This is a genomic window from Lacinutrix salivirga, assembly GCF_053604675.1.
The window spans coordinates 1-13859 of record NZ_JBSHNP010000086.1; the positions used below are offsets into that span (position 1 = coordinate 1).

10 protein-coding genes are annotated in these 13859 nt (G+C 32.4%); 4 read left to right on the forward strand and 6 right to left on the reverse strand.

All coding sequences use genetic code 11. From position 1 onward, the window contains the following. The coding region (locus ACVC5O_RS03980) for a T9SS type A sorting domain-containing protein (protein ID WP_452220173.1) at window positions 1-190 on the forward strand (190 nt) is incomplete at its 5' end. A gap of 150 nt (window positions 191-340) precedes the next feature. Here ACVC5O_RS03980 and ACVC5O_RS03985 read toward each other — a convergent pair. Continuing rightward, window positions 341-1189: an OmpA family protein gene (locus tag ACVC5O_RS03985; protein ID WP_452220174.1), complete on the reverse strand. Its 849-nt coding sequence runs from the start codon at window positions 1187-1189 to the stop codon at window positions 341-343. Window positions 1190-1300: 111 nt separating this feature from the next. Here ACVC5O_RS03985 and ACVC5O_RS03990 point away from each other — a divergent pair, with 111 nt between their 5' ends. Further along, a complete protein-coding gene (locus ACVC5O_RS03990; protein WP_452220175.1) occupies window positions 1301-1810 on the forward strand; it encodes an RDD family protein in 510 nt (169 codons plus the stop codon). Between the two features lie 61 nt (window positions 1811-1871). Here the strand turns inward: ACVC5O_RS03990 and ACVC5O_RS03995 are convergent, their stop codons facing one another. Together ACVC5O_RS03995 and ACVC5O_RS04000 are read right to left on the reverse strand one after the other, a co-directional pair. Beyond that, window positions 1872-4172 carry an anion permease gene (locus ACVC5O_RS03995; RefSeq protein WP_452220176.1) on the reverse strand — a complete coding sequence of 767 codons (2301 nt, stop codon included), beginning with the start codon at window positions 4170-4172 and terminating at the stop codon, window positions 1872-1874. 69 nt (window positions 4173-4241) lie between these two features. Beyond that, a complete protein-coding gene (locus ACVC5O_RS04000) occupies window positions 4242-5444 on the reverse strand; it encodes a porin (RefSeq protein WP_452220177.1) in 1203 nt (400 codons plus the stop codon). A 391-nt stretch (window positions 5445-5835) separates the two neighbouring features. Here ACVC5O_RS04000 and ACVC5O_RS04005 point away from each other — a divergent pair, with 391 nt between their 5' ends. Next, window positions 5836-6198, forward strand: a complete 363-nt coding sequence (locus ACVC5O_RS04005) for a toxin-antitoxin system YwqK family antitoxin (protein WP_452220178.1) — start codon at window positions 5836-5838, stop codon at window positions 6196-6198. Between the two features lie 66 nt (window positions 6199-6264). On the opposite strand, the gene ACVC5O_RS04010 is transcribed toward ACVC5O_RS04005, so the two are convergent. Beyond that, window positions 6265-9114 (reverse strand): TonB-dependent receptor domain-containing protein, encoded by a 2850-nt coding sequence (locus ACVC5O_RS04010; RefSeq protein WP_452220179.1) that lies wholly within the window; start codon window positions 9112-9114, stop codon window positions 6265-6267. Window positions 9115-9193: 79 nt separating this feature from the next. Further along, the gene (locus ACVC5O_RS04015; protein ID WP_452220180.1) at window positions 9194-10459 is read right to left on the reverse strand and encodes a hypothetical protein; all 1266 of its coding nucleotides are present in this window, start codon (window positions 10457-10459) and stop codon (window positions 9194-9196) included. A 200-nt stretch (window positions 10460-10659) separates the two neighbouring features. On the opposite strand from ACVC5O_RS04015, the gene ACVC5O_RS04020 reads away from it, so the two are divergent. Further along, complete coding sequence (locus ACVC5O_RS04020; protein WP_452220181.1) at window positions 10660-12000, forward strand: deoxyguanosinetriphosphate triphosphohydrolase; 1341 nt, start codon at window positions 10660-10662, stop codon at window positions 11998-12000. Here the strand turns inward: ACVC5O_RS04020 and dxs are convergent. Continuing rightward, on the reverse strand, window positions 11995-13755 hold the full coding sequence (dxs, locus tag ACVC5O_RS04025) for a 1-deoxy-D-xylulose-5-phosphate synthase (protein WP_452220182.1): 1761 nt from the start codon (window positions 13753-13755) through the stop codon (window positions 11995-11997). The two genes, ACVC5O_RS04020 and dxs, sit on opposite strands and share 6 nt — an antisense overlap. Window positions 13756-13859 lie beyond the last annotated feature (104 nt).

Below are 13859 nucleotides of genomic sequence, written 5' to 3' on the forward strand. Positions count from 1 at the left end.
AAACACACTTACAATTAGTAGTACAGCGACTATTACACAGCTACAACTCTACAATGTAGCAGGACAGCAAGTATTATCACAGGCGTTTACCACTCAATTGGATTTAGCAACCTTACCAAATGGGATTTACTTTTTAAAACTATTTGATGATTTAGGGAATATTAGTGTAAAAAAATTGGTTAAGCAATAAGTATTACTTTTAGTTTTAGTTGTCTGGTTGAGCGCAGTCGAAACCTTTATTAATATAGCTTGCACTTTATTATAGAATCTCAATAAGTGTGTAACAACAAAAAGCATCCTGAAAAGGATGCTTTTTAAATATAAACTAATTAAATACTCTCTAGTTAGAAGCCATTAAAGCAAAAAACTTATCGATATTAGGAAGGATTACAATACGTGTTCTACGGTTTCTTGCACGTCCATCTTTACTATCGTTTTCTGTAAGCGGTTGGTAACTACTTCTACCAGCTGCAATCATTTTTTCTGGTGCTACACCAAAATCCTCTTGTAATTTTCTAACTACAGAAGTGGCACGCAACACACTTAAATCCCAATTGTCAGACACTTTAGCAGTACTAATGGTTTTGGAGTCTGTATGGCCTTCTATCATCACATCTAAGCTAGGCTCAGAGTTTATAACATCTGCTAGTTTTTGTAAAATCTTATCTGCTTTTTTGTTAATTCTATAGCTTCCGCTGTTAAACAACATTTTATCCGAAATTGAAATCATCACAACGGTTTCATCTATACTAATAGCTATATCATCGCTTTCGTCTAAATCTGTAGTATCTACAAAACGCTTTAAATTAAGTGATAATGCAAGATTCATAGAATCCTCTAAGGTATTTACATACTTTAAAACCTCAGGGTTTACCTTACTAAGTGTATTACGCATTCCAATTTTAGCATTTTCCGAAACCACAGCTTTATTACCTACAGCATCAAATTTAGTTTTGTTGTCTTCTGTTAGCACACCAACTTCTTCTGTAAGGTTGTTAATTTTAGAATTGTATTCACTAACTCTGGCTTCAATTTTAGCAAATTTAGCTTCTAAATCTTCTTTTTCTACTTGTGTTTTGGTTAATTCACTTTTAATCTCTCCATTTTCTTGTTGTAAGGCTACATATTTCTTTTTTGAAACACATGAAGTTACCATTACTATTAAGAATACAATTGAAATTTTTCTCATAATATTATTTTAAGGTTTTATGTATTTACGTTTAAAAAGAGGTTATAGACGTCTAAAACCTCATTTTTTTATTAATTCTTATATTTGAGTCCTAACTACAATTGATTATAAATGACTACTGAAAATTTTAAAGTAACAACAGACTTATATGCGAGTAAAGGACAACGTTTTGCCAATCTTGCTGTAGATTATGCTTTAAGGCTTGGTTTGGGGTTTTTAATAGGGCTTTTAATAGGGCTTTATATAGAATATACAGGTGATGTTGAATTGTATAACACTTATTTTGAAGGCAATAGTACACTTACAGAATATGTTTTTGGAATCATAATTATCCTTATTTATTATGTGACTTTCGAAACTATATTCTCAAAATCTGTTGGTAAATTTATTACCAAAACAGTGGTAATTATGGAGGATGGTTCTAAACCAAATTTTGCTGATATTTTTATTAGAAGCTTATGCAGAATTATCCCATTTAATGCTTTTTCGTTTTTAGGTGCAGAAGGTAGAGGTTGGCACGATTCTATTTCTAATACCTATGTTGTGGACGAAATACGTTATAATAAAAAACGCGCTACCGAAAATAGCTTAGAGCAAATAGGAAAGCCTTTAGAATTTTAAAAAAACAAAAAAAATCCCGTTGTTAAAACGGGATTTTTTTGGTTGTTAACTAAAGTTAAAACTAGCTCTCATCTGTATTAACTGTAGCAGGCTCTACATCTCTATCAAAAGAATTGTGGTATTCTTCTAGTAAATTCATAGTAGCAGTTAATAGGTCTTTAGTTTCTAACAGTAAACTAAAGTATAAGGTTGTGTTTTTAGGACTAGACTCTTCAGTGCGAGTACGAGCTACTTGCTTTACAATTTTTGAAGTTACTAAATCAAACATTTCTTTTTTACGATCTATAATATCTCCAATCTGCTCAAACGAACCAGAATCGAACGCTTGTTTGGTATCATTAAATAAAGACTCTAAAGCATCATCTACTTCTTTTAGCTCTTTAATTTGGCTAAATTTTAGTTTTTTATGATTATTATTAATGTGCTTATGGCTAGTTTTAGAAATGTATTCTAAAGACTGTGTCATATCTTGTAAATAGCCTAAAACATTAATGTAGAAGTTACTGGCTCTTAAACTTGTTTCATCAAGATTTTTTATAAAATAGAAGATATTGTCTCTAAGTGCATCCACTTCCGAAGTTAATTTATCGACTTGTTTTTTATTCTTTTTAAGTAAAGTTAAATCTTGTTTCGCTAACCCTTTAATAGCGTTTGTGTAAATACGGTTTCCACGCTTTACTACATTAGAAATATTTGCAGCACTTTCATGAATCACACCTTGCACAGAACGACTACCTGTTTCTTTTAAGCTATCTTCTTCTGCAACTCCAGAAGATTTCTTTTTATGAGACACGTAATTTCTAATTAATAAGGTAAATGCAGCCAATAATAAAATTGGAAACATAACAGGCAAGTTAAGATTTAATAAGTAAGCAACTAATGCAGCAGCAGTAAATGCGCTAAAGGCTGTAAAAAACCAGCCACCAATAACATTAAGTACACCAGCAACTCTGTAAACAGCACTTTCGGCTCCCCAAGCTCTATCTGCGAGTGAGGTTCCCATTGCTACCATAAATGTTACATAAGTTGTAGATAAAGGGAGTTTATACGAGGTTGCTAAAGATATTAAAACAGCAGCGACCATTAAGTTAACAGCAGCACGTACCAAATCGAAAGCAGGTACATCTTCTGTTTTACTTTTAGAGGCTTTAACTACAGGAGCTTCAAATTGTTTTTCTATTTTCGCTTGCCAAGATTCTGGTAAAATATACGAGGACATTTGAGACATACCTACTGCTACTCTTACAAATCCACGAGACAGGAAGTTAGGTTGAAAACGCTCTTTTGTTGCGCCTTGGCTAGATAAATCTAAAGAGGTTTTAACTACATTTTTTGCTTTAGTCGAAAACCATAAAGTGATAACCATAATCATTCCTGCTGCAAATAGTAACCAGTTTTTAGTTTGTACTTTTTCGGCTAAAACATCCATTGGGAAATCTGTGGCAGCAACACCAGAAATAGACCATTGCTCAAAAGCATTATAAGCAGCCATTGGTACACCAATAAAGTTAACCAAATCGTTACCAGCAAAGGCTAATGCTAATGCAAAGGTTCCAACAACAATTATAAGCTTGTATATATTAGTTTTTAATAAAGAAATTAGAGCAAAAGACAATAACGACCAGAATACAGAACTTACTGCTACTATAGGCAGTACGTTGTGTTCTAAGAAATCCTTCATAGTTTCTCCTCCAAGAATATCAAAAGATTCTTTAGCGTAAGAGGTGCCTTTTAAACCTTTCATGAAAATAAAATATGTAATTGCAGTTAATGCTAAACCTCCAAAAAGCGCACCAACCCAATTGGCTTTAGTTTCAAAATTGTAAGACAATAATACTCTTGAGACCCATTGTACCAATGCACCAATAGAGAATGCGACGACAACCGAGAGTAGAATCCCAAATATAATTTCTGAAGCTTTAGAGGTGTTTATATAGTTAATAAGGTCTCCAAAATCTCCACCATCATGGCCAATTTTTATTAATGCCATTGCAACAGCAGCTCCTAATAACTCAAATACTATAGATACTGTAGTAGAGGTAGGCATACCAATAGTATTAAAAAAATCTAATAACAAAATATCTGTTATCATTACAGCCATAAAGATTATCATAATCTCATCGAACATAAATTCTCCAGGATTAAAAATACCTTTTCGAGCCACTTCCATCATACCACTAGAGAATACTGCACCTACGGCAACTCCAATACTAGCAACAATCATAATGGTTTTAAAAGATATAGCTTTAGAGCCAATAGCAGAATTTAAAAAGTTTACTGCATCATTACTAACTCCAACCACCAAATCAGCGACAGCTAATATGACTAGAGCAATTATCATGTATAAGTATATATTTTCCATAATTTAATTTAAAATAGTTTACAAATATCCATACTGTTTTTAACTAGTAGGTTAATTAATTGTTATGTTTTAAAAATGAAAGTCAAATCCTAATCTAAATGTAATATTGTTTTCTTCATTATCTAAAGTAGTATAGCTTAAATCACTTTGTACTTTTAGTTTGTGACCAACTATGTATTTTGAGGCTCCTAATGTATATTGGTCTCGAGGTAATGTGTTTGTAATAGCTTCGTAATTTACAGTTGTAAAACGTGCAGCAATTTCGTAGTTGTTTTTAAATAAGTAACCTGCTTGTAAATTTAAAGCGTTACCAGTTAGTACAATATCTCCTGTTGGTGTTGTGCCATCTGTTTCTGTAGCAACAGGGTTATCTGCTGTACGTTTTGCATATTCTCCCATAAACGAAAACCCATTGTATTTAAACATAGCATCTGCAAAAATGGTAGTTTGGTCGGTTTCGTATAAAGTTTCATCTGCTCTAATCATATAATCTCCAGCAAAACCCCTTTCTCTAACCGCATTTTGGTTGTAATTATAGGTAAAACCAACCATTAATTTTGGTGTTGGTTCGCGTTTTAAATCGGATTGCACATAATCGCCTTTAGATTTAAATGCGCCAAAAGGTAAAAACTCTACTCTTGCAGTGTATTGTAATCCACCTTCGTTACCTTCAGTGACATTTCGACCCTCACCTTGAGTTAAAGCAATTTTTTCGCGCATTAAAAACGTGCTACCTAAATGTGTAAAGTGACGTAATTGAATACCAATATCACGATCGATATTAAACCGACTATTAAGTAACGAACGGTCTATAAATTGAAGATTTCCTGAAGAAACCACACGCTCAACATTACCAGGTAATTTGGCTTGTCCTGCCCAAAACTCAAAATTTTCGGCAAAATTCCACATAAGCACAGCATCTAAAATATAACGCGGTGTGTTTCGGTTATACTCATTTGCACCAGAAAGGTCTCTGTTAGATAAACCTAACTCTATTTTATATTTTAATTTTGGACTGTACGCAAATCCATCAAATTTTAAACGAGCTCTACGAACAATGAAATTATGTTCTGGACTTCCGTATTGGTTACCATCATGATTCCAAGAAGAAATGGTACGCATTTGAAATCGAGGCGCAAATTTTATACTAAAAGAACTGTCCTTTGCTACAAAATTTATTAATCCTTTACCAAAAGAAGTGTCGCTTATCTCCTGTGAGTTCATATTTAGTACAATACCAAGAAGAAGTACTATTGTGAGTTTAGTTTTCATAAAAATTAATTAGTTTTTGTCGCTGCAAATAACTTATTTTAAAACTAATTTAATGTTTCTAAATTATTAAATTTATTAATAAAAAAAGCTGCACTCTTTAGAATGCAGCTCTCAGATTTCACTATAATAAAAGTCGACAAAAACTAATGTATTATATGTAAACCTTGGTTTAACTTTAAAGTTAAGGTCAAATATCTTTATAAAAAACGTATTGAATGTAATCTTAATATTAAGTAATTATTAAGAGTTTTTTAACTCTTTGGGTTAAATTGTAAATACATAATAATGAGGTGTTTGCGTGTCTAGTGTTAAATTAATGTTACCAGAACGTTGCTTAATTGTAATTAAACAAGTATATTTATATAGTATGAAAAAATAGAACAATTTAAATATGAAAAAAGCATTAATTATAGTGTTATTGTTAAGTGTAACAGTAATGTTTTCTCAGAATAAAGTAAATCCTAAATTTGAAAAGAAAGGCGATAAAACCGAAGCTACTTTTTATCATGAAAATGGAAAAATAGAACAACAAGGATTTTTTAACAAAAATAATAAGCTAGAAGGTGTTTGGACGAGTTTTGACAATACTGGGAAAAAGACAGCTATAGGAAATTATAAAAACGGAAAAAAAGTTGGCAAATGGTTTTTCTGGACTAAAAATTCTTTAAAAGAAGTAGATTATAATAGTAATGCAATTACTGATGTTAGTGAATGGAAAGATGAGAGTAAGATTGCAGTTAGAGATAAACCTTAACCCAATAAAAATAGATAAAAAAAGCGACACATTATGTCGCTTTTTTTGTGGACTAATCCTAAAATATTAGAATTTATAAGTATAACCTAATGAGATTTCCGTTCCAGGATTTCTTAAAGAAAACACTTTGTTATTTGCATTAAAAGACTCGTAAGCACTTTCCCTTTCGTCTCCAAGTAAATTGGTGATTTTAAAATCTATTGCAGAGTGTTCTTCTTTGCCAAAAGTTTTGTTTAAAGTAAAGTTTAAACTGTTAAAAGGTTGTGTGTAAACATCTGGAACAATACCAGTGCCAACAACTTCCAAAGCTTTGCCTTGTACATTATAATATAATCCTGTTTGCAAACCTAAATTAGAATTTCCATAATCTAAGCCTACATTTATTAAGTAAGGAGATTGGCCTTGTAAGTCACGTTTTCTATCTATTGCTTGTCCATCTCTGGCTGCAAATTGTCGTAAATTAAATTCGATATCACTCATCTCTAGAGACGAATTTATATACGAAACATTAGCATTAAATTGTAGTTTTTTTAAACCTTCCGTTAAAAATCCTAAGTTTTGCCTAAACTCTAATTCTGCACCTAAAACTTTTGCATTTCCTAAATTGGCAACTGTTAATTGATCTGGCGAACCAGGAAAGAAAACACTTTCTATTGGATCTTTAAAATCTTTATAAAAACCGCTTAAAGCAATCATTTGTCCTTCTTCTCTAAAAATTTCATAACGTAAATCAAAATTATTAATGTAAGAGGGTCTAATGGCATCATAAAAATCATTACCAAAGCCATTACCAATAAATGTTCTGTTGGTAATTGGATCAAAAATTTGAATGTTAGATGCTTCTTTAAACGAGGGTCTTGCTGTAGTCCTAGAATACGAAGCTCTAAGATTAGATTTTTCTGTTAGCGCATAAATAAAATTGGCAGATGGGAATAGATCCAATTCGTCTATAATATTTTCTAAATTAAATACCTCTGTTCCTGCTTGATTTTGTCCTGTGTAATACAATCTATACATTTCGCTTCTTAAACCTATTACAGCTTTTAACTTCTCGGAGAGATTAAATTCGTTGGAAACATATAAAGCACCAATATTTTGTTCGCCTTCGTAAGAATTTGCAGGCTGAAACTCCTGTCCAAAAACCAAATAAGTGCCAGATTGGTTATCTGTAGTCCAGATGTTTTCTGGAGCTAATAAATTATCTGCATTTCCATTCTCAACAAAAAGAGTCGAAGACGTAAACAGGTATTGGTCTGTGTTAAAATCTCTAAATTTATAGGTATAAGCACCTCCAAATTTAACTTTGGCTGGCTTGTTAAACAACTCATATTTATCTGTAAAGTCTATTTTACCAACCCAACTTTCTTCATTTAAATTTCTCCAAATCCTAATTGGGTAGCTAGAGGTACTTGGACTTATTAAGTAATCACCATTTTGAGTGACCTCCAATGGTGTAATTCTATGGTCTTTATCTAAAACTTTAGTGAAAGTTGGCGAGAATTTCCATTCCATATTAAAACCATTTGTGTTTAATTGGTGTTCACCACCAAAAAGAATATTTGTTATAGAACGTTCTGTATATAACAAAGCGTCTTTTTGAACATTCTCGAAACCTGCATTTCCTCCACCTTGAGCTAACCTTTGGTTGAAAAAACCAGCAGAAGATTCTCCATTTTGAATATGAAGAATATTCGCTTTGAATTTTGAATTTTTAGTTTTAAAAACTAATCCTGCTAAACCATTTAAAATAACACTTTCTATGCCTTCATCACCAGAAGTTTGCCTTGTAGCAAGCAAGTTGTTGTTTGAAGAATTGTTTTCATCTTTAGTGTAATTACCATCTATTCTATTGTCGTAAAATGTAATGTCATTTTTATAAGATAATGAAGCAATGTAACCCAATTTATTATTTCCTAAATTATATTGATTAGCTGCTGTAAAACCAAAATCGAAATTCATACTACTGCTTTGTTTTTTTGCAGCCAATTCGCTATCGAATGCTCTAGTTGCAGATGTTAAAACACTACTATTGTTAAACGTACCAGGAATGGGTTGGTATCTGTTAATTGGTCTGTCTCGTTTTCCTCCATCATAACCTAGGAAGTCAGATTTACTACCACTATAAGTTAAATAGTTATCGTTAAAGTGCATATCTGTGTTGTAACCACTGCCTAAAGATATTGAGTAAGATGCCTTTGTAGTAAAATCTTTAGTCACAATATCTACAACACCACCTGTAAAATCTGCAGGATATTCTGCAGCAGCAGATTTAATAACAATTACATTGTCTATAATATTAGTTGGGAAAATATCCATTTGTATTGTGTTTCTATCTGGATCTAAACCTGGAATATCTACTCCATTTAAAATAGATTTTGTGTAACGATCTCCTAAACCACGCACATAAACGTATTTGCCTCCTTGTATAGATACACCAGGAACACTCTTTACAGCACTTGCAGCATTACTAGCTCCAGATTTTTTTATCGCTTGAGCAGATAAACCATCCAAAAGTGTAACCGATTTTTTTTGAAGATTTAACAGCGCACTTTCTGTGTTTCGTTTGGTTGAGGTTGTAATTACAACTTCTTCTAAAGCATTTTGACTAGAATTTAGAGTGACTTCTATATCTGTAACTTGATTGGGTTTAATTATGACCTCTGTAATTTCTTTAGTTTCATAGCCTACAAAAGAGAATGTTAAGGTATAAGTGCCAGCATCTAGTTCAATGTTATATTTGCCATCAAAATCGGAAGTTGTTCCTTTATCTGTTCCTTTTACAGTTATGTTTGCAAAAGATAACACATCGTTAAAGTCACCATCTATTACTGTACCTGCTACTTTTCCTTTTTGAGCAATTGCCAAAGTGCTGAATGTAATAGTAGATATTAATAGTAGTTTTGCTAATGTTTTCATTTTTAAAATGTAAGTATCAAATAAAACAGATGCTCATGCCATAGTATTGGCATGAGCATAAAATGTTTTTTTTTAGTTATTAAAATCCAAATCCTCCTACTGTATTTGCATAAGTCCAACTTAGCATTGCAGTTGTTGCTCCAACAGTTTCGGTGTTTTGTGTAACAGCAGTAGCTTCTGTTCCGAAACCAGAGACTGTAACGTTTTCGGCTTTGTTTACAAATAAGTTTTCAACATTAGTTATTGTTGTAGGTAGTGCTATTTCCCAAGCATTAAATGTTAATGTTCCGTTGTTATAACTCGTGGCATCTGCATCTGCATCTAATTCTACATCAGATTCTGGTTTAAAACCAAAAGCATAAATGTTAGTTGTTGTTCCTGTTGCACCTTTTCTAAAATCGGCATACTCACCATTTCCTGTAGTAATATTACCAATTAAGGTTACATTTTGTAGCGTAAATGCACCTGTTGCAGACCCTTCGGGACCATCAATTTCCAAAGCATGATCAGACACATCACCTAAAACAACAACAGCATTATCTATTGTACCAGAATAGGCTTGGTCAATATCTAATCCATCGTCTCCTTGTCCCCAAACAAGTATATTACTAACATCTACAGAACCACCAAAAAACTCTATTCCATCATCAACATTTGCCACGACTTCTATATTGTTAATTACAGTTCCAGTACCTACTCCACCAAGAGTCAAACCGTTTATTTCATTGCCTTCTCCAATTAAAGCACCTCCATGACGAATGGAAATATATTGAAGCACTCCAGAATTATCTGTAACCTCACTACCTCCATAAAGTCCAAAAGTATCATCTGCAGGTATTCCCTCTATTTGAATTTCTTCTACATCTCCTGAAAATGAACAAGGCGCATTCCCTAAAATTAGAATTCCTCCCCAAAGCCCTCTGTCGTTTACACCTAAATTTGTTCCATATGTTTGTCCAATACTAATATTATCGCTTGTAGAAGTAAAAATTATTGGTTCTTCAGCTGTTCCAACAGCATTAATTTTTCCGCCTTTTGCTACAATTAAAGCAGAAGCTAAAGAACCTGTTCCTGGAGAACCTTTAATAATAGTGCCTTTTTGTATAGTTAATGTTACACCGTTATCAATAACTACTTTTTGGTTTAATCTGTAAATTTTATCCTTAGTCCAAGTCTCATCAGCAGAAATAATACCTGTTTTGTTTTCAACAACCTCTATTGGATTTGGATTAGAGTTTCCACCACTGTTCCCAGTTTCAATAATAATTGGCGTATCGTCATCCTTAATACAAGACGTAAATACAGTAGTAAAAGCTATAAGCGATAATAAAAATAATTTTTTCATTGTGTTTTTAAAATTAAATTCTGTTAGTTCTTTTTGTTGGCACAAAGAAAGGACGATAATGTAAAGTCTAAGTTAATCAAACATTAAAAATTAGTGATAAAAAGGTTAGCTTAGTGTTATCAAATCAGATAGATTTTAACGCTTTCGAAACATTCAATTAACATGTAAATTATTTATATTGCGAAGTATAAATAAATATTATGAATTGGGAGCAATTACTATCATTAAAGCGTTTTGGAGATACTAATAAGCGTTTACGTAAGGAACAAGATGAAACACGTTTAGGGTTTGAAGTCGATTATGATCGTGTTATTTTTTCTTCGGAATTTAGAAGCCTTCAAGATAAAACACAAGTTATACCATTATCTAAAACCGATTTTGTGCACACGCGTTTAACGCACAGTTTAGAGGTTAGTGTTGTAGGACGCTCGTTAGGTAGAAAAGTAGGACAGCTATTGCTACAAAAACATCCACAATTACAAAGTGTACATGGTTACCAAACCAATGACTTTGGAGCTATAGTTGCAGCCGCTGCTTTGGCTCATGATATTGGGAATCCACCATTTGGACATTCTGGTGAAAAAGCGATAGGCGAATTTTTTAAGTCTGGAATTGGCCAGCATTTTGAAGATAATCTTACAAAAAAAGAATATCAGGATTTGTGTGATTTTGAAGGCAATGCAAACGGGTTTAAAATTGCAACCGAAAGCCGAAAAGGTAGAGAAGGTGGATTACGATTAAGCTATGCTACGCTTGGCGCATTCACTAAATATCCAAAAGAATCGTTGCCTAAAAAGCCAACATCACACATAGCAGATAAAAAATACGGTTTTTTTCAATCTGAAAAAGAAGCGTTTAAAAATGTTGCCGAAGAATTAGGACTTACAAAAAGAAGCGATAGTGCTGTAAGTTATTCTCGTCATCCTTTAGCATTTTTAGTTGAAGCTGCAGATGATATATGTTATACCATCATTGATTTTGAAGATGGAATTAACTTAGGTTTAATACAAGAAGAATTTGCTTTAGAATATTTAATAAACCTGGTAAGAGATACCATTAATACCGAAAAATACCATCAATTAACTAATACTAAAGATCGAGTAAGTTATTTACGTGCTCTTGCAATTAATACATTAATAAATGAAGCGGTAAGCATTTTTATGGAAAATGAAGATGCTATTTTAAAAGGCACTTTCGATTCAGGATTATTAGAGAAGAGTAAATTCGAAGCTCAAATTAATGACATCATTAAATTAAGTGTAGAAAAAGTATACCAATCTGAAGAAGTTGTAGATAAAGAAATCGCAGGCTATCAGGTTATAAATACGTTACTTGAGGTGTATGTAAAAGCAGTAAATAACAGTTATAATGCTACACCTTCTAATTACGATAAGTTAATTGTAAAAAGTTTACCAAACTCTTTGGATATTAATAATGATAGTTTGTACAAACGCTTACTTAACGTTTGTCACTATGTCTCTTTATTGTCTGATAGCCAAGCTATAATGACTTATAAAAAAATTAAAGGATTTAGCTTATAATTCTGATAGAAATTTGGCAATACTTTTAGCATCTAATCCAATTGAATTTTGGAGTTCTAATATAGTTCCATGCTCAATAAATTCATCTGGAATACCTTTAATATATATGTCGTTTTTATAATTGTGCTTAGCAGCAAATTCTAAAATAGCACTACCAAAACCTCCTTGTATTACGCCATCTTCAAAAGTAATAATGGTTTTAAACGCTTTAAAAATTTTATGTAAAAGCGCTTCATCTAAAGGTTTAATAAAACGCATGTTGTAATGCGCATAATCCTCTTTGCATAAAGTAATAGCATCACTTACTGTAGTTGCCATATTTCCTATAGTTAAAAGTGCTATATCTTTTCCTTCTTTAAGTGTAATACCTTTGCCAATTTCAATTTTAGAAAACGGTTGTTTCCAATCTATAGTTGTGCCTTTACCACGAGGATACCGAATTGCAATAGGATGCTCTAAACCTAATTGCGCAGTAAACATAATGTTGCGTAGCTCTATTTCGTTACTAGGCGCAAAAATAATTAAGTTTGGAATACAGCGTAAATATGCAATATCAAACACACCATGATGTGTTGCACCATCTTCGCCAACTAATCCTGCTCTGTCCAAGCAAAAAATAACAGGTAGGTTTTGTAATGCAACATCATGTATAACTTGGTCGTAAGCACGTTGTAAAAACGTAGAATAGATATTGCAAAACGGAATTAAATTTTGTGTTGCCATACCAGCTGCTAATGTTACAGCATGTTGCTCAGCAATACCTACATCAAAAGCGCGTTCAGGTAGTTGCTCCATCATAAATTTCAAGGAACTTCCTGTTGGCATTGCTGGAGTAATACCTATAATATTTTTATTCTGTTTTGCTAATTCTACAATAGTATGCCCAAAAACATCTTGAAATTTTGGTGGTTCAGTTATATTAGATTTTGGGTGCAGCTCTCCTGTTTTTGCATTAAATTTCCCAGGCGCATGATAGGTGACTTGGTTGTCTTCGGCTTGTTTTAATCCTTTGCCTTTTTTTGTTATTACATGTAAAAATTTAGGCCCTTTTACCGATTTTAAACGCTCTAGTTCCGATAGGAGTTTAGGTAAATCATGACCATTAACAGGCCCAGAATAATTAAAATTTAAAGCTTCAAATATATTGTCTTGTTTTTCGGTGCCTTTTTTTACATTAGTTAAATATTGTTTTAACGCACCAACACTTGGGTCAATTCCAATAGCATTATCATTTAAAATAACTAATAAATTTACATCTGTAACTCCAGCATGATTTAATCCTTCAAAAGCCATTCCGCTAGCAATCGAGGCGTCTCCAATTACAGCAATATGCTGTTTTTGTAAGTCTCCTTTTAATTTAGAGGCTATTGCCATTCCTAAAGAGGCAGATATTGAGGTAGAGGAGTGTCCAACTCCAAAGACATCATATTCGCTTTCTTCTCTTTTTGGGAATCCAGAGATGCCTTTATGTTGTCTATTTGTTTCAAAAACAGATTTTCTACCAGTTAAAAGTTTGTGCACATAAGCTTGATGGCCAACATCCCACACTAAAAGGTCTTTTGGTGTTTTAAAAACATAATGCAAAGCTACGGTTAATTCCACAACACCTAAGCTTGCACCAAGATGGCCTTCTTTTGTGGCTACATGATTAATAATATAGTCTCTTAACTCCTTACACAATAAATTTAGGTGTTTTAAATTAAGGTTGCGAAGTTCTTTAGGCGAATGTATAGAGTTTAAAAATGTATTAACCATTATATAAATTAAGACAATAAAATTATTAAAAAACAACAGTATAGGTGTTAAAAAAATAAATAATTTGTAATAAAATTAAAATTATTGTAAGTAGGTGGTTATAT